This window comes from Winogradskyella sp. MIT101101 (assembly GCF_047126865.1).
GTDB classification, from domain to species: Bacteria; Bacteroidota; Bacteroidia; order Flavobacteriales; family Flavobacteriaceae; genus Winogradskyella; species Winogradskyella ouciana.
Genome location: NZ_CP138982.1, coordinates 3121942 through 3139621, shown reverse-complemented (window position 1 = coordinate 3139621; position 17680 = coordinate 3121942). Strand labels below are relative to the sequence as shown.

Genomic DNA, 17680 nt, shown 5'->3' with positions numbered 1-17680 from the left:
GTCTTTATTAGCTAATCGACTGCAAAATTAATAAAAAATAGTGTTTTTTGTTGATTTTTATTCAACTAAAAATTAAAAATGAATAACCTCTCCTTTAGCCTCATTGCTGTCACTTCCTAGGATAAAATTACTATTTTTTACTAATATTCTATAGCTATTTTGATTGGAAGCTTCATTAGTTTTCATAAAATGAATCATAGTTTTAAAATCTACATCAACAGAATCAAAAACAATTTGGGTATTACTCGCTATCTCTTCAAGATTTTTGGTAAATGTTATAGGCCGTACAAGTTTGGTTTTTAATTCTTTTAATATTTGGTTTGAAATGATTGTACTTCCCAAAGGTTTTATATCCGCTTTTTTAACTGGCCGTCCTCTTTTGGTGAACAGCTTTAAACCTAGCTTTACAAAAACTGCCATTAAGGAATTATTCTTAAAATGTTTATTGTAAAAAATTTCCATGGCGCCATAAAAGCGTTGAGCGTAAACCTTATCCTTTAATGTGCTCTCACCTTTAAAATGAATGATAGCTGTTTTACCAAAATAATAATTTTTGTAACCTGCCTTTAAAATCTTGTAAGACAAATCAATGTCTTCTCCATACATAAAATAATCCTCATCAAAACCATTGACCTCATTGTAAATCGTTCTTTTTAAGACCATAAATGCTCCTACCAAAATATCTGTTTCACCTACTTCATTAGCCTTTAATGCATTGGTATAGTAATTTTTGGTATTACCAAATAACTTTTGAAAAGCTACTTTTGGTGTTGGAATTTGTCGTTTACTTTCAGGTAAAAATTCACCCTTGCCATCAATAAGCTGGCAACCTACAATTCCCAATTGTGACTTTGAATCGGCAAATTTGAGAATCTTCGTAAAGGTATCTTCCGCAACAACCGTATCTGGATTAAGAATACATAGATACTCTCCTTTGGCTTCAGCTACTCCAATGTTATTCCCTTTTGAAAAACCAAAATTTTCTTTGTTCTCTATCAATTTTACAGAAGGAAATAATCGCTTTACCATCTCGCAACTATCGTCTGGTGAATTATTATCCACAACAATAACTTCAGCTGCCACATCCTTAATCGCGGCTTCTACGCTTTTTAAACAGAGCTCTAAAAAGTAGCGCACGTTATAGTTAAGTATGATTATGGATAGCTTCAAATTGTACTTAAGATTTTAAGGACGCTTCAAAAGGAACGCGATCTATTATACTACGTCCAAGAGTAATCTCATCGGTATATTCCAATTCATTACCTGCTGCTACACCTCTGGCGATTGTAGATGTTTCAACATCATAATCTTGAATTTGTCTGAAGATATAAAAGTTAGTCGTATCTCCTTCCATCGTTGGGCTCATGGCAAAAATTAGTTCTTTTACCTGACCTGATTTTACTTTTTCTACTAAGGAATTGATATTTAAATCTTGAGGCCCAATCCCATCCATAGGTGATATTTTTCCACCCAAAACATGGTACAATCCCTTAAAAGAGCTTGTATTTTCAATAGCCATAACATCCCTAATATCCTCAACAACACAGATTAATGCTTCATTGCGGTTTGGATTTGCGCAAATCTCGCAAAGCTCTTTATCGCTAATATTATGGCAGGATCTACAAAAGTTGATTTCTGCTCTAACTTTAGATAAGGCATCAGATAATTGAAACGTTTGGTGCTCTGGTTGACGCAACAAATGCAACACCAATCTAAGCGCAGTTCGCTTACCAATTCCCGGCAATTGCGACATCTCATTGACTGCGTTTTCCAAAAGTTTTGAAGAAAATTCCATAAGTGCGAAGTTACTGATTTTAGAACTAAAAAAAGCCCAAATGTAAATGGTTTACAAATGGGCTTTTTTGAAATTTGATTGGTTATTATTTTAAGATCAGTTTCTTGGTGATTTCACCATTTACGCTATTCACTTTCACGAAATAAAGCCCGGAATCGAAAGAAGATACATCAATTTTAAACCCGTTCTGAAGATTCACCTTATTGCCATAGAACACTATCTTACCAAGTGTATTATAAACTCTAACACTTACATCATCTGGTTTGTTCCATTTTAGGTTTACTTCGTTATTGGCTGGGTTTGGGTATAGTGTAAAATCATTGACTTCAAATTCATCAACTGATAAACTTTCATCATATACATTTGATCTCCACAATCCTCTACCATAAGTCGCTGCATATATTCGGTTATCCGCAGTATTGATCTCTAATTCATTAATTCGCACATTTGGTAAACCATTATTAAATGGCACCCAAGTATTTCCTAAACCGTTGTCCGTATAATACACACCATAATTCATACCTACATACAAACCGTCATCACCATTATTTTGCCAAGCTAATGCCTGAGATGAAAAGTTAGGTAAGTCCCATCGCATCGATGTCCAACTCAACCCATTATTAGTACTAACATAAACTTTTTCGCTATTAGTCGTTGCGATAGCAATCTTATCTGGATTCGTAGGATGCACCGCAATTTCGTTAATTCTACCACCATTTAAGTTTAAAGAAGATTGCGTCCATATTGAACCACCATTAGCAGAATACCAGAATGCTCCGTCAATTGCCAAATACATTTTACTATTATTGGTCGGTGCCACTTTAAAGTGATCTATATTGGCACCAAAATTCTGTGATATTGACGTCCAATTATTACCTCCGTCAACAGATCTATATACTTCGTCAAAAGCAACATATAGCGTGTTTAGCGAAATAGGGTCTTGCTCGAGTGGAGTAACCCAATTCCAGTTATTCTGACCACCCTTTCCGTCTGGTTGAGGAATACTAAAGCTTATACTTCCACCATTTGAGGTTTTATATAGAGAACCAAATTGCAAAGTACCATACATTGTTTGGATGTTATCTTTATCTACAAAGCCCTCCATACCATCGGCACCTAACCAATCCTTCCAGTTACCATTAACATCCATTGTTGATGTACCATTGTCTTGCGATCCACCAGTAACCACTACAGGATCCGTTTGGCTAATTCCTATTTTATAAAATTGTCTAATACCCATACCTGGTGTTAGATCCGTATAGTATGAAGACGAAACATTTGTAGGGTCGTTAGCTACGTATATACCACCATCGGTTCCTACAAAAAGTTTAGCATTAGCACCTGTACCAGCAAACATCATCAAATCCACATCGGCATGGCAATACCCAATATTTTCATTGAACGCTGCGCCTGGTGTCCATTGTGATGTAATACTGAAACTTACCCCAGCATCAGTGGAGCGCCAGGTATTAATACCTGCTATATGCACATCATTAACATCATTAGGATTAACCGTTATATCCATATCTCTAGGTGCCTGCCCTAAGCTATCAAATCCATTACTGTCATAACCAAAATAATTTATAAGAGAATGATGATTTCGTTTTGTAAACGTATTACCATTATCCGATGACACATGAAAACCGCCATATATACCACCAGAAGCTTCAAGTACGTAAACTATTGATGGGTTATCTGGTGAAACGCCAATCATTTTTGGCCCTGAGCCGAATTCATTTGATGAAGTTTCAAAACCTTCAGAAAAGACAACACCCAAATTATTGGCTTCAACAGAAATATCATCTAAAGTCAATCCTCTTCCATAGTTGGATGTTCCTTCAAACGCTACATAATAATCTGATGAGGGATTAGGCAAGTTAATAGTTATGTCCGCCCAACTTGTTACCTCTGCTGTGTAATGTGCCAATTCTATCCAGCTCCCACCTGCAGAGGTCTTATATAAAACTCTTAGTTCATCTATATCTCCTGCCCAGTTAACTTGTGTATAAGAAAAATTTACTTGTGGATTAACAGCACCGCTCAAATTCATTGATGGCGTAACTAACCTTGTCACAGGTGTAGAAAAGTTGTTTATATAGAAAAACCCTAGTTTATTTCCTGTTTTAGGACTTACAGTATTGTTTTGATTAGAATCTGAAGTCGTCCAAGTTGTAGAACCTGAAACAAATTCTTGTGTCCAAGCTCCTAACCCATCATCTATTGAAAAAGTGACTCCACCATCTGTTGAAACATAAAACTGTGAACCACTTGCATAGACTGTATTAGGATCACCTGGTTTAAACTCAAAATCATAACCCGTTGTTGCACTAGCATCTATTATAGTCCAGGTAGACCCTCCATCGGTAGACTTATAAAGTCCACCACTTTGGGCACTAGCATATATTTTAGAAGTATTGGTCGGATCAACAAGAATTTTGTTGACGAATCCTGCCGGTAAACTACCATGAAGCGTCCAAGTAGATCCACCATCAGTGGATTTAAAAATCGTACCTCCATTAGATCCCCAATAATACGTAGAACTATTTAAAGGGTCTATTGCTAAGGCATACACATCTATATTGGCGAGATTATCTGTGAGGACTGTCCATGAAGAACCTCCATCTGTACTTTTCCAAACACCTCCGGTTTCACTACCTGCAATGATATGGTTCATATTGCTTTCATCAATAGCTATAGATGTAATACGACCTACACCAGGATTCCAACCAGAGGTTGCACTCCAATATGTCGGCCCCATTTCTTCCCAAGTACCTACAACGGTTCTAGAAGCAATACCTTCATTGTTTATTCTAGCGTTATAATTCTGTAACTCATTATAATAATATTCAGGAGACTTTAGTTTGCCTGTTTCGTCCATGGCACGCTCTGCAAAATATTGCCAACGTTTAAATGGTTTATAACCAGTACCTCTATCTCTACCTACAGAATCAAAATGACTCTCTGCCACCTCGCTAATATGTTCTACAGTATGTGTTCCCTCTGCAATAAGTTTTTGATAATCTTGGGCAGACATACTAACCGCAAATAGCACAGCACCCATTAAAAGAATAATCTTTTTCATAAAAATCAATTTTTAAGTAGCTTTTTTTTTCAAATGTACTATTTTTCATAAAATTTTCTTAAAAAACTTCAGTTTTATGAGTCCAGCTTCAATATTGGTTTTAATCGGATGTTATTTTGGCCTTTTGGTTCTTATCTCCTATTTCACAGGAAAGGAAGATTCTAATGCAGCCTTTTTTAAAGCCAATAAATCCGCTCCATGGTATTTAGTAGCTTTTGGAATGATTGGTGCATCGTTATCTGGAGTCACATTTATTTCCGTTCCTGGAGCTGTAGAAGCCAAGCAGTTTGGCTATATGCAAGTAGTTTTTGGTTACTTTTTTGGCTATTTGATTATTGCTTATGTGCTACTCCCACTTTATTATAGACTCAATCTTACATCTATATACACTTACTTAAAGGAAAGATTTGGAAATGTAAGTTACAAAACCGGCTCTATAGCCTTTTTAATCTCAAGAACCGTGGGAGCAGCTTTCAGGTTGTTTCTAGTAGCTAAGGTATTACAACTTTTGGTTTTTGATTTATTTGATGTTCCCTTCGCCATAACGGTAATAATAACGATTGCTCTTATTTGGCTCTATACATTTAGAGGAGGCATTAAAACCATAATTTTTACGGATACGCTCCAAACACTTTTTATGTTGGTTTCTGTTGTCGTCACCATAGTTTTTTTAGCATCAGCCTTGGATTTAAATAGTTTTTCTGCAGTTGTAGATAATGCCATGGGAAGTGATTTAAGTAAAACCTTCTTTTTTGAAAACGGTAATGATCCTCAGTACTTTTGGAAAAGCTTTTTATCTGGAATCTTCATCACCATAACCATGACAGGATTGGACCAGGATATGATGCAAAAAAACTTGACTTGTAAAAACCTTAAGGATGCACAAAAAAATATGGTGTCCTTTAGCATTGTCTTGATTTTTGTGAACATGCTATTTATGGTTTTAGGGCTAATGCTTACGCAATATGCTGAAATTAATGGCATAACTGCTAAAAAAGATGACCTCTTTCCCACGATTGCTATGTTACCTCAAATTGGTGTAGTGACATCGGCATTTTTCCTTTTGGGACTTATTGCCGCTGCATATTCGAGTGCAGACTCTGCCTTAACGTCATTAACCACATCATTTTGCATTGACATCGTGGAAATTGAAAACAAGAAAGAAGCAGAAAGAAAACAAATTAGAAAGCGTGTTCACATTGGTTTTAGCATCGTACTCATATTGGTCATTCTATTATTTGACATCATTTTTACTGATGTGTCAGTGATCTGGGAATTATTTAAAGCAGCTGGTTATACTTACGGACCACTTCTTGGTCTGTTTGCGTTTGGTTTATTGACCAATTTTCAAATTAAAGATCGCCTGGTTTGGGTGATCGCTATTATATCACCTCTCATTTCTTATATACTTAATATGTATTCCAAGGAACTATTTAATGGATACGAAATTGGTTTTGAAATCTTAATCATCAATGGACTCTTTATGTTTATTGGATTACTTCTCATTAAGAGCAAAAATCTAGTAAAGACATAACTTTTTAAGGCTTAATAACTGATTAACAACATAGATGACGAGCTATTTATTTAGCAGTCACAGTGTTAAATGTTTGTTAAAAAATCATTACTTTTGCAGTGTTGATTAACCATCATAATTTTATGAAAAAGATATACTTAGCCTTGGTTGCAATGGCTATTCTATTTGCTTGTACTAAAGACAAGGAAAAAGAAATTACAAAACCCTCGTACCTCTTAACTAAAGTATCTGAGCAAGATTCTGGTTTAGATTTTGTGAATTTTGTTTCTGAAGACCCACAGCACAGTATCATTAACTACATCTACTATTATAATGGAAGTGGTGTCGCTACAGGAGATATTAATAACGATGGGTTATCCGATTTGTTTTTTGTCGCTAATACTGGAGACAACAAGTTGTATCTTAACAAAGGGGATTTAAATTTTGAAGACGTCTCAGCAACAGCTAATATTTCTGGGAATGCAAGTTGGCAAACTGGTGTGACCATGGTAGACATAAATAATGACGGGTTGTTAGACATTTATATTTGTGCCGTGTCAGGACTTTTGGATTTTGAAGGACATAATGAGTTATACATAAACAACGGAGATGGTACCTTTTCCGAAAAGGCAAAAGACTATGGTCTCGATTTTAAAGGATATTCTACACAAGCCTATTTCTTCGATTATGATAAGGACGATGACTTAGATGTCTATATAGTTAACCATGCTGTGCATACTACGCTTTCTCACGGTAGAGCAGAATTACGTAATGAGCGTGCTCCTTTAGTTGGTGATGTACTTTTGAAAAATGACAACGGAAAATTTACGGATGTCAGCGAAGCAGCCAATATCTACGGTGGTGTTAATGGTTATGGACTAAGCGCTTCGGTTGCTGATTTTAATAACGATGGTTGGGACGACATCTATGTTTGTAATGACTTTCATGAAGATGACTATTATTACATCAATAATCAGGATGGCACTTTTACCGAAAAGATTGACGATGCATTTACTACCATTAGCCGATTCTCAATGGGAAGTGATGCCGCAGATATAAATGGCGATGGATTTCAAGATTTAATAACACTAGATATGTTGCCTAAAGAAGAACGTATCTTAAAGGAGACCGAAGGTGATGACGCCATGTTTAACATGCAAACCCATCTTACAAATTTGGGCTATAAGGATCAATACGCCAGAAATATGCTGCAAATTAATAGTTCCGGAACCTATTTTCAGGAAACTGCCTTGTTGAATGAAGTTGCGGATACGGATTGGAGTTGGGCACCTCTTTTTGCTGATTATAATAATGATGGTCATCAGGATTTATTTATTTCAAATGGCATTCTCAGACGTCCTAATGGACTCGATTTTAAAAAATATGTTTCCAGTGCTTTTAAAGGACGCTCTGAAGCTGAAGGTTTGGAATGGTTATTCAACTCCATCAACGAAATGACCAGCGGTAAAGTGAGTAACGAAATTTTTAAAGGCAATTCCACAAAATTTGAAAGTAAAACTGGCGATTGGATTGCGAAACAACCCAATTTATCCAATGGAGCGATATATGTTGATCTAGACCTAGATGGTGATTTAGATTTGGTGACCAATAACTACAGTGAACCTGTAGGACTTTATAAAAACACCACTGATAGTTTAAGAAATTATATCTCTTTGGATTTTGAATACAAAGGTTCTAATAAAGAAGGTATTGGTACAAAAGCGTTGGTATATAGCAACGGAAAATCACAAATGAAGCAATTGTTTAAATCTAGAGGATTTCTGTCTTCTATAGAAAGTAAATTACATTTTGGATTGAACGATGCCAATAGCATAGATTCAATTCAAGTCATTTGGCCAAACAACGAATTACAGACCATTAAAAACCCTGAAACCAATCAGCATTTAAACATCACATATGCTTCTACCAATACGTTTTATGATTATAAAACCGCTTCTAATAACAACAATATCTTCAAAAAAGAATCATTGTTAGATTACACGCATAAAGAAGACCGTTACAACGATTTTGCCCAAGAAAAATTGATTCCGTATAAGATTTCAATGCAAGGTCCTGCAGTAGCTATAGCTGATGTGGACGGTAATGGTTTTGAAGACCTTTTCATCGGAAACGCTTCAGGAAAAGTCGCCGAACTCTATTTGAACACAGGCACTGATTTTAAATTATCGCAACAAATTAGCTTTGAGGAAGATGCTTCATTCGAAGATAATGACGCTACTTTTTTTGATGCTGATAATGATGGTGATTTAGATCTGTATGTCGCTTCAGGTGTAAATGAATTTAAAAATAAGGAGCTTCAAAATGATCGCTTGTATATAAATAATGAAGGGAAGTTTACACGTTCTCAAAATCAAATTCCAGATAACACACTTGTAACAACCACAGTTGAAACCTACGATTATGATAATGATGGCGATACTGACTTGTTCGTTGGCAATCTGGCAGATGTCATGGATTTTGGGAAATCTGTAAAATCTTACCTATTAGTAAATGATGGTAAAGGAAACTTTTCAAAGGATGATAATTTTAAGTTATCCTCAAAAGTTAATGATGCGCAATGGAAAGATATTAATGGCGACAACATACAGGATTTGCTTGTTGCGACAGAATGGGACGCTCCAAAAATTTACATCAATAGCAATGGTAATCTTCAATTAATGGATGTACCTAAAAACATCAATGGGCTTTGGCAATCCATAACAACTTTTGATATTGATAGCGATGGAGACCAAGACATCCTATTAGGAAATTGGGGAACAAACACAAAATTCAACCTTAATTTTGATGGTCCATTAGTAATGTATCATGATGATTTTGATGAAAATGGAAAAGCTGAAACTTTATTGGCTTATAATAAAGATGGTAAATATTATCCTTTGAATTCTAAAGACGAACTTGCTGCACAAATGAACGTTATTAATAAAATATATACGAGTCATTCGCGTTATGCAGGCAAAACTATTGAAGAAGTTATGACCCAAGGCTCCATTGATATGGCAGATAAATACGAAGTACATACTTTGGCATCTGGCTATTTGAAAAATGACAACGGCAATTTTAACGAATTTTTCATTTTACCAGACGCCTTTCAATTGGCCCCAATCAATACTTTTTCTACACTTGACATGAATAAAGATTCTAAATTGCTCATTGGTGGCAACTCATATAAAGTCAATACATATCATGGGTCTTATACCGCTTTAAAAGGACTTTTGGTGGAAGATAATTCTAGTTATAACTCAGTTTCAAATTATGGTATGGAACCTTTCAATAGTCAAGTAAAGCAAATTGAAACTCTAACAATGAGAGACAAAAATTTAGTGATAGTGGTCTCCAATAATGATGACATAAAAGTGTATTCTTATCAGAAATAAAGTCATGAAATTAAAATACTATTCAATTCTCCTTGGTATTCTTTTCACATGTTTTTCCTGTAGCAAAGAAAAAGAACCTATTACAATAACTACTGATGATTATCATGCAGCCGTTGACAAGTTGACAGAAGTTATGGTTCATGATATTTTCTCTCCACCTGTAGCCAGCAGAATTTATGTTTATCCAAATATTGCAGCTTACGAAACCTTAAATCAAAATAGCAGTACCTATCAATCTTTAGCTAATCAACTTAATGGATTGGAGACTTTAGATACTGAAAACACTGCCGAAGCATCGAACTTACAATTAGCTTCTGTTATCGCTTATATGAATGTGGCCAAAGAATTGGTCTTTTCAAAAGAACGTATTACAGCTTACAGAGATAGTTTATACAACCATTGGAAAACTCAAAATGAAGACGAGTTCAACAGTGCTAAAAACTACGGCTTACAAATATCCGAGCAAATTATCGCATGGATGAATGCAGACAATTATGCAGAAACCCGAACGATGCCAGATTACAATATCTATACTGAAGACCCATCGCAGTGGGAACCTACTCCACCTGCGTACATGAAAGGTATAGAACCACATTGGAATAAGCTAAGACCATTTGTATTAGATTCTGCAGCACAATTTAAACCTTCAACACATCCCAAATTTTCTTTGGAGGAAGGTTCTGCGTTTCATAATGAATTGATGGATGTCTATAATCTCACCAATGATATTAGAGAAAAGGGGGACGATAGTGAAGAAATTCAAATTGCAAGGTTTTGGGATTGTAACCCTTTTGTCTCGGTGAACAAAGGGCATTTTATGTTTGCAGAAAAGAAAATTACACCTGGCGCACACTGGATTGGTATTTGCAAAATTGCCTGCAAGGATACTCAGGCTGACTTTGAAAAAACAGTGTATGCTTACACCAAAACTTCGGTTGCCATAGCAGATGCCTTTATAAGTTGTTGGGATGAAAAATACCGAAGCAACCTGATACGTCCCGAGACACTAATCAATAAACACATCGATTTAGAATGGGCTCCAATTTTACAAACTCCACCCTTCCCAGAATACACTAGTGGTCATTCTGTGGTTTCTGGTGCTTCTTCTGAAGTGTTAACAGATATTTTTGGTGATAATTTTGCTTTTAATGACACTACCGAATTGCCTTATGGTCTGCCAATGCGTAGCTTTAGATCCTTTAGGTTAGCTGCCCAAGAAGCCGCTGTGAGCCGTTTATACGGCAGCATTCATTATAAAGCTGCAGTAGAAATAGGATTAGATCAAGGTATTAGTTTAGGGACTTTAGTCAACGATAAAATTTCGTTTTTAAAATAATCGCCTAATACTGCCCTGTTCCTAACATTACCAAGGTACAAGCTACTTCATAATTTATATTATTCTGCTTGAGTAAATTATAGAATTCAGGGTTTTCTGTACCTGGATTGAAAATAACACGCTTAGGGTTTAAACCAATCACATAATCATAATACATTGACTGACGCTTTGGGTTGAGATATAAGGTAACGGTATCAATATCCTTATAAGGCATCAATTCAGTATTTATTTGTACACCGTTGACTTCTCCTGCTTTTAGTCCAAATGCTTTTACCTCATGTCCACGGCTTTTAATTCTATTAATAGCAAGGTTAGAATAACGTGCCGGATTCAATGAAGCTCCTAATACAAGTGTGTGTTTGCTCATAATGTTAAAGAAAAGTTAAGTTGTGTTAAAAATGGTAACATGATGTAAATATAGTCGTCTAGTCATTAATAATTCATCAATCAATCTAAAAAAATCAATCAAAAAATGAGACATTTATTGCTCTTATGTGCTATAATTTTTTCTTTTTCAGCACATTCGCAACCCAATTCAAATTCAGAAATTAAAGACGGTTCTATTTCAGGACGTGTATTAGACGCTCAACTCAACCAACCTTTACCGTATGTAAACGTTATTGTAAAAGACGCTGCAGGTAAAATTATTACAGGTAGTATTACTGATGGCGATGGCACTTTTGAAATAAATAAAATTCCGGAAGGCACTATTATTATTGAAATCACCTTCATTGGTTATGAGACCATTTCAAAGCAAGAAACCATTGGTAAAGACAACTACGATATAGAAATGGGTAACATTATGCTAGAGGAAGATGCCGAAAGTTTGGACGAAGTTACCGTTGTTGCTGAAACCTCTACGATTCAACAAAAAATTGACCGAAAAGTGGTTAATGTTGGTAAGGATTTAACCACTTCTGGCCCAACCGCTTCGGATATAATGAATAATATTCCTTCCGTGAATGTTGACCAGCAAACTGGTGATATTGCCTTAAGAGGTAACCAAAACGTACAGGTAATGGTCGATGGAAAATTATCAAATATTCCTGCGGCTCAATTATTAAAGCAAATTCCTTCTACTTCTATTAAGCAAATTGAACTGATTACTAATCCGTCTGCAAAATACAATCCAGAAGGCATGAGTGGTATTATTAATATCATTTTGCATAAAAACGTGAATATTGGCTTCAATGGAAATGCTAATGTTGGGCTTAGTTATCAGTTAGAGCCAAAATTCAACAGTTCTATTGACATGAACTATAGAAATGGAAAGCTTAACTTTTACGGTAGTTATGGCAATAATATTTCAGACAACAGAAATACTGGTCTATTAGTACAAACCGATAATGATATATCTCAAACTTTCAATTTTTTAGATGAGCGTAATTCGCATTTATTTAAAGTTGGAGTCGATTTTTATATCAATGACAGAAATACATTTTCGGTATTTACAAATCAAAATGTTTTTGATGGTGGAACCTTAGGCGAAACGGTAACACGTTTTGAAAACAATCCGTCTAATAATCTAAGTCAAAGGTTTTTAAATGAGAATGAAAACAATAGTCAACAATACAATGTTAACTATAAGTTAGATTTTGACGATGAAGGCCATCACATAGAACTCGAGGTAGATCATAATATCTTTGACAATGAACTAGAAACACTTAACCGTTTTGCGGGTTCTGGCTCTAGACCAAATTTTGATGAATACACGGATGTTGATCGTAATAGAACAACGATAAACTTAGATTACGTAAATCCTTTATCTGAAACATCTAAATTAGAACTGGGTGTACAAGCAAGATTATTCGATAATGCCATTGCATATAATTCTGATGCCAGAGTAAGAAATGAGTTTGGTGATTATATACCAACCTCAACAGCTTTCGATTACGAAAGAAACATCTACTCAGCTTATGCAACCTATGGCAATAAAATAGAAAAATGGTCGTATCAAGTTGGTGTAAGGGCAGAAAGTGTACAAGTAGATGCTTTAGCTATTGATACCGATTTAACCAATAATACGTCAACGGATTTTCCTTTTGAAAACGATTATTTTCAGGTGTATCCATCGGCATTTGTAACTTATAACCCATCAGAAAAAAATTCTTATCAGATGAGCTATAGCAGACGTGTAGATCGTCCTGGTGTTGGACAGGTAAATCCTATTCCAGAGTTTAACACGCCTCTAATTTCGCAGTTTGGTAATCCAGAATTAGAACCACAGTTTACCAACTCTCTCGAGGTTAACTACACAAGAAATCTTGAAAAAGGTAGCATCACAGCTGGTGTATTCTATAGACTTATTGAAGATGAAATTAACCAAGGTGTATTTGTAGATCGTTCGGATTTAGGTTCTGGTAGAGTGATATTAACCAACGATAATTTTGATAATACTTCTGCCTACGGATTTGAACTATCCAGTAGTTATAGACCAACAAAATGGTGGAGTCTTAATGCAAGTTTTGATTTATATACACGTAAGCAAACCGGTTTTGCAGAATCTTTAGACCCAACAATAGTAAATCCTACAGAAAGCGATATAGAGATCAACAATGTTGAAGTAACCAATATGATATACAACTTTAGAGTCTTTAATAACTTTAAAGTAACCAAAAGTCTATCCCTTTCTGCTTTTGCCATGTACAGAGGACCAGACACAGGTTTAAACTTTGAAATGGACCCAATGTATTTTGTCAATTTAGGAATGCGTTACAGTTTTCTTGAAGAGAATAGAGCAACCTTTAGTCTAAACTTTAATAACGTTTTTGATACACAAGAAATATTCATTACTAGCAAACGACCATTTAGACAAGAGGTTGAGTTTATGCCTGAATTTAAAACCATCTTCGTTGGTTTATCCTACCGCTTTGGTGGCAGTAAATACAGAGCAAAGTCTCGTAAACAAAGAGACGACAATGAAAAATCTGGAGGCGGATTTATGTAAAAAATGTTAAAAACTGTCAAAATTGGCACAAAACTGTCACAGTGTGTATGGTCTTAGTGTCTATATAGTAGAGAACATAGCTTATATTTAATAGTTTACATAAATAGTTGATGGTTAGTGTTAATGTTTAGCTATTAAATAAGAAAACCCTGATAACTGAAAAGTTCATCAGGGTTTTTGTTAAAAAGGCGTTAAATATAATAAGGCATGAAATAAAACCGAAAGTATTACGTCTAATAGGTGAGATAAGTTTTAAGTAATAATGGTTATAGAACTAATTGTTTTATAATTTAGTGTTAGTTAAAGTTGGTTAATAGCTGAAAAAGCCCAGACGTAATGTTTGGGCTTTTTTGGTTTTTGGACTTTATAATGGTTTTATGTCTTTTCTTTTCGTAAAATCTTTTCCATTTTTCGACCTCTTGCCAATTCATCAATCAGCTTTTCCATACGTCTGCATTGTTTATAGATTTCAAATTCATCTTCTATGTCTTCTATGCGATAACCACAAACCACTCCTTTAATTAAGTGAGCGTTAGGATGTATTTTGGCTTTTTGAAAAAATGTTCCAAAAGTTACTTTCTCATCAATAAGGCTTTGTAATTTTTCTTCGTCGTAACCTGTTAACCATTCTATAACTTGGTTGAGTTCTTCTTTTGTTCTACTATTTTTCTCTAATCTATTTAGATAAAGTGGATAAATGGAAGCAAATACCATATTGGCAACTTGTTCATTCTTTTCAGGTGTAACTTTCATTTTTATTAAAGTTTAATTTTTAATGGGTTGTTATCAACGTAATTATGTAATGTAAATGGTTTGAGTTAATTCTTTTTGTCAGGAAACCACGTATCTCGCAATATTTTCCAATTTCCGTTATCTTTTTGCCAAACCAATAAATATCTTCCACGACCGACTACTGTTCCGTTTGTATGAGCCCATATTCCAGTTCCGTCTTCCACCAGTAATTGGTCATTACCCCACAATTTTGTGGTTTTAAATCTTGAACCCGTAATGCTATCTCGGATCATACCTCCAAAAACCTTAATGATATTTTCTCGTCCAACCGTTGATGGGATAATTTCGGCATCTTCCATATACATATTCCCAAGTGCAATTGAATCTCCATTGCGTAAATGGTTTTCATATTCCCGAAGGCGTAATTCAATTACTTTTTCAAGAGTTGACATATCGGTCTGTTTAATTTCTACATTCTTTTCAGTCACATTTTGGTCGCAACTGATAAAGAGAGTCATTACCATTGCTATAAGCAAAAACAGAGTGTTCTTGTATTTTATCTTTTTCATATTGGTTTATTTAGTGAGTTGTTTCAGCTCATACAAAATGATGTAGTGTATGATTTCGTTCCGTCCTAAAGCACTAGGTTAGCACGTTACTATTTTTTCCAAACAGGACTTTCATTTCTGCTATCAGTGTTCGTTAGTTGAATCCGTTCTTTTGTGTTGATGTTAATTTTCCAAATATTATAATTTCCTTTACTTCCCTCTGTATAAACAAGCCATTCTCCGTCTACTGACCAATCTGGCGAATAGCACTCAATACTATCATTGGTAAGATTGTACAAATTTGTTCCATCAGAATTCATTATAAACAAATCCCAATTATTATCATTGAGGCCATAAAAAGCGATTTGTTTGCCATTGGGCGAAAATTTTGCTCCAGAATCATATCCCACTTTGTTTGTAAGTCTTCTCTCATTACTGCCGTTTGAGTTCATTATAAATATTTCTCCATTAGCAGCGTGAGACGTATCCAATGAATCGCGCAACTGTCTTGTAAAAATAATTTCTTCACCATCCATAGACCAACTAGGGCTTTCTTCGTAAGATGTATTTTTTGTTAATTGTCTAATATTAGAACCGTCTTTGTGCATCAGATAAATATTTCTAGAAAGAGAATCCCTATCACTCATAAATACAATAGTCTCACCATCGGGTGAAATCCTAGGAAGCACATCAGATGCTATATGATTTGTTAACCGTGTTAGATCAGTTCCGTCGGATTTAACAGTATATAACTCTGCATTGCCATCTCTTTTTGAATAGAAATAAAGCCGTTGTCCATCTCGAGACCAAGAAGGACTAAAGTCTAGAGAATCATTTTTTGTAATATTTCGCAGATTCTCTCCATTTATATCCATTAAGTAGATTTCAGAGTTTCCGTCTCTATCTGTTACAAAAGCAATTTCTTGGGTTGGTGATGGTGTCTCATCATGTAGCATTCCCTTTTTACCTTCTTTACACGAAGTGAAAATTAAAAGACATATCAAAAATTTGAATGTATTCATAAGTTTATATTGTTGCTATTAATAGTTATGGCTATGAGTGGTCGCGGGTTTGCTTACGAGGAATTTCCGATGGAAATTTATATGTAGAAACACGCAACGACATTTGATTAAGCACTAAACTGCAATTATATTTATAGATTGTTATGCTTAGGCTTTTAATCGTTACTTTCTGCAACACTGTTTACTTCAATCCAATATCCATTTGGATCTTGAAAAAAGACCTGCTTAATTCCGTCAGCTCTAACATTTATTTTATTCACATTTCCGGGCCAGTCACTATATTCAACTTTCATAGATTTCAGTTTAGCAATTAATAAATCAAAGTCAGATGTAGTCAAAGCTAAGTGTACTGCCTTATTCGTCTTTATTTCATCTTTAAGAATGGAAATCAGATGCAATTCTTTTCCTTCTCCGAGCGACAACCATCTGATTCCTTCAATTATTGTTCTATTTGTAATTTCGTTTAGATTGAGCACATTTTTATAAAATTCGGCAGATTCGTCAGAGTCTTTGACTGATAAAGCAATGTGATTGAAATTGACGGAAATTTCATTATTATCTTGTCCTGATACAAATCCGCTCGATAGGATTAAAACCAGCAGAGCAATAAGTTTTTTCATAATTCTATTGTTAATGTTAATTAAAGTTCTTGTTCGCATTTCGTCCAAAATTCTATCCAACTTATTTTAGGCTGGTGATTCTCAAAATAGTCTTTTATTTCTTCTTTCATTATTTGCCTTGATTGCTCTAAAAGTGAAAAATAGTCTATGCGTTGTCTTATCTGGCTGCTCTCATCCTTATTAAAAATTTCACGCTCAAAGTCAAACCTATTTCCTTTATCTTCTGTGTCGTTTATTGCTTGCAATATTTTTCGTGGATGTTGGTGGTGTCCACATTCAGAACTCATTAGAGAAGGTGCAGTACAGTTACCGATAAATTTAGGATACAACGTTTTACTTTGAAATGTCTGGTAAGAGTTTCGGAAGTGTGAATAAAATGTCTGGTCAACTAAGACTGTCCAGTAGAGTGCAACTGCGAATAATGCTTGTCTGTCGGTTGGAATTATGTCTAAATACTTGTACTGAGGTGTCAAGGAGAAGTATTGAATGTTAAATTCGTTTCTGTTGTAATGCTTGTTTCCGTCAATAGGTATTTGTCCCACAAAATTCATTAGGTCTTGCTGGAATTGTTGTTTATAATATGTCTTGAAATCCGTCAATCTTTGTCGTCTTAAATGCCCTTAAACTCGTAGATAACAAGATACTTTAAAAATAGCAAAAAATTAGGGTTTATTGAACAATGGTAACTGA

13 protein-coding genes are annotated in these 17680 nt (G+C 34.9%); 4 read left to right on the top strand and 9 right to left on the bottom strand.

From position 1 onward, the window contains the following. Positions 1–72 precede the first annotated feature (72 nt). The 3 genes from SIB89_RS14070 to SIB89_RS14060 form a co-directional block, all read right to left on the bottom strand. The gene (locus tag SIB89_RS14070; protein ID WP_155089331.1) at positions 73–1170 is read right to left on the bottom strand and encodes a glycosyltransferase family 2 protein; all 1098 of its coding nucleotides are present in this window, start codon (positions 1168–1170) and stop codon (positions 73–75) included. Positions 1171–1177: 7 nt separating this feature from the next. Then, on the bottom strand, positions 1178–1795 hold the full coding sequence (gene recR / locus SIB89_RS14065; protein WP_155089330.1) for a recombination mediator RecR: 618 nt from the start codon (positions 1793–1795) through the stop codon (positions 1178–1180). Positions 1796–1880: 85 nt separating this feature from the next. Then, positions 1881–4877 carry a VPS10 domain-containing protein gene (locus SIB89_RS14060; protein ID WP_412560265.1) on the bottom strand — a complete coding sequence of 999 codons (2997 nt, stop codon included), beginning with the start codon at positions 4875–4877 and terminating at the stop codon, positions 1881–1883. Between the two features lie 76 nt (positions 4878–4953). Here SIB89_RS14060 and SIB89_RS14055 point away from each other — a divergent pair, with 76 nt between their 5' ends. The 3 genes from SIB89_RS14055 (at position 4954) to SIB89_RS14045 (ending at position 11121) form a co-directional block, all read left to right on the top strand. Further along, positions 4954–6411, top strand: coding sequence for a sodium:solute symporter (locus SIB89_RS14055; RefSeq protein WP_412560264.1), 1458 nt, complete (start codon positions 4954–4956; stop codon positions 6409–6411). A 122-nt stretch (positions 6412–6533) separates the two neighbouring features. Beyond that, complete coding sequence (locus SIB89_RS14050) at positions 6534–9785, top strand: VCBS repeat-containing protein (RefSeq protein ID WP_412560263.1); 3252 nt, start codon at positions 6534–6536, stop codon at positions 9783–9785. A 4-nt stretch (positions 9786–9789) separates the two neighbouring features. Beyond that, the gene (locus SIB89_RS14045) at positions 9790–11121 is read left to right on the top strand and encodes a vanadium-dependent haloperoxidase (RefSeq protein ID WP_412560262.1); all 1332 of its coding nucleotides are present in this window, start codon (positions 9790–9792) and stop codon (positions 11119–11121) included. Positions 11122–11125: 4 nt separating this feature from the next. Here SIB89_RS14045 and SIB89_RS14040 read toward each other — a convergent pair whose 3' ends face one another. Then, positions 11126–11488 carry a CoA-binding protein gene (locus SIB89_RS14040; RefSeq protein WP_273292952.1) on the bottom strand — a complete coding sequence of 121 codons (363 nt, stop codon included), beginning with the start codon at positions 11486–11488 and terminating at the stop codon, positions 11126–11128. 105 nt (positions 11489–11593) lie between these two features. Between SIB89_RS14040 and SIB89_RS14035 the strand changes: the two genes are divergently transcribed. Then, positions 11594–14068 (top strand): TonB-dependent receptor domain-containing protein, encoded by a 2475-nt coding sequence (locus SIB89_RS14035; RefSeq protein WP_412560261.1) that lies wholly within the window; start codon positions 11594–11596, stop codon positions 14066–14068. Positions 14069–14443: 375 nt separating this feature from the next. On the opposite strand, the gene SIB89_RS14030 is transcribed toward SIB89_RS14035, so the two are convergent. The 5 genes from SIB89_RS14030 to SIB89_RS14010 form a co-directional block, all read right to left on the bottom strand. After that, on the bottom strand, positions 14444–14821 hold the full coding sequence (locus tag SIB89_RS14030; protein ID WP_412560260.1) for a DUF2200 domain-containing protein: 378 nt from the start codon (positions 14819–14821) through the stop codon (positions 14444–14446). Positions 14822–14886: 65 nt separating this feature from the next. After that, the gene (locus tag SIB89_RS14025; RefSeq protein WP_412560259.1) at positions 14887–15318 is read right to left on the bottom strand and encodes a YybH family protein; all 432 of its coding nucleotides are present in this window, start codon (positions 15316–15318) and stop codon (positions 14887–14889) included. Between the two features lie 140 nt (positions 15319–15458). Further along, complete coding sequence (locus SIB89_RS14020; RefSeq protein WP_412560258.1) at positions 15459–16370, bottom strand: translocation protein TolB; 912 nt, start codon at positions 16368–16370, stop codon at positions 15459–15461. Positions 16371–16525: 155 nt separating this feature from the next. Next, positions 16526–16990 carry a VOC family protein gene (locus SIB89_RS14015; RefSeq protein ID WP_412560257.1) on the bottom strand — a complete coding sequence of 155 codons (465 nt, stop codon included), beginning with the start codon at positions 16988–16990 and terminating at the stop codon, positions 16526–16528. 20 nt (positions 16991–17010) lie between these two features. Then, positions 17011–17589: a hypothetical protein gene (locus tag SIB89_RS14010; protein WP_412560256.1), complete on the bottom strand. Its 579-nt coding sequence runs from the start codon at positions 17587–17589 to the stop codon at positions 17011–17013. Positions 17590–17680: the final 91 nt, after the last annotated feature.

Coding starts and splice junctions, on each gene's coding strand:
- SIB89_RS14035 (WP_412560261.1), top strand. CDS start 11,594: ATGAGACATTTATTGCTCTTATGTGCTATAATTTTTTCTTTTTCAGCA.
- SIB89_RS14060 (WP_412560265.1), bottom strand. CDS start 4,877: ATGAAAAAGATTATTCTTTTAATGGGTGCTGTGCTATTTGCGGTTAGT.
- recR (WP_155089330.1), bottom strand. CDS start 1,795: ATGGAATTTTCTTCAAAACTTTTGGAAAACGCAGTCAATGAGATGTCG.
- SIB89_RS14025 (WP_412560259.1), bottom strand. CDS start 15,318: ATGACTCTCTTTATCAGTTGCGACCAAAATGTGACTGAAAAGAATGTA.
- SIB89_RS14055 (WP_412560264.1), top strand. CDS start 4,954: ATGAGTCCAGCTTCAATATTGGTTTTAATCGGATGTTATTTTGGCCTT.
- SIB89_RS14050 (WP_412560263.1), top strand. CDS start 6,534: ATGAAAAAGATATACTTAGCCTTGGTTGCAATGGCTATTCTATTTGCT.
- SIB89_RS14045 (WP_412560262.1), top strand. CDS start 9,790: ATGAAATTAAAATACTATTCAATTCTCCTTGGTATTCTTTTCACATGT.
- SIB89_RS14020 (WP_412560258.1), bottom strand. CDS start 16,370: ATGAATACATTCAAATTTTTGATATGTCTTTTAATTTTCACTTCGTGT.
- SIB89_RS14030 (WP_412560260.1), bottom strand. CDS start 14,821: ATGAAAGTTACACCTGAAAAGAATGAACAAGTTGCCAATATGGTATTT.
- SIB89_RS14015 (WP_412560257.1), bottom strand. CDS start 16,990: ATGAAAAAACTTATTGCTCTGCTGGTTTTAATCCTATCGAGCGGATTT.
- SIB89_RS14040 (WP_273292952.1), bottom strand. CDS start 11,488: ATGAGCAAACACACACTTGTATTAGGAGCTTCATTGAATCCGGCACGT.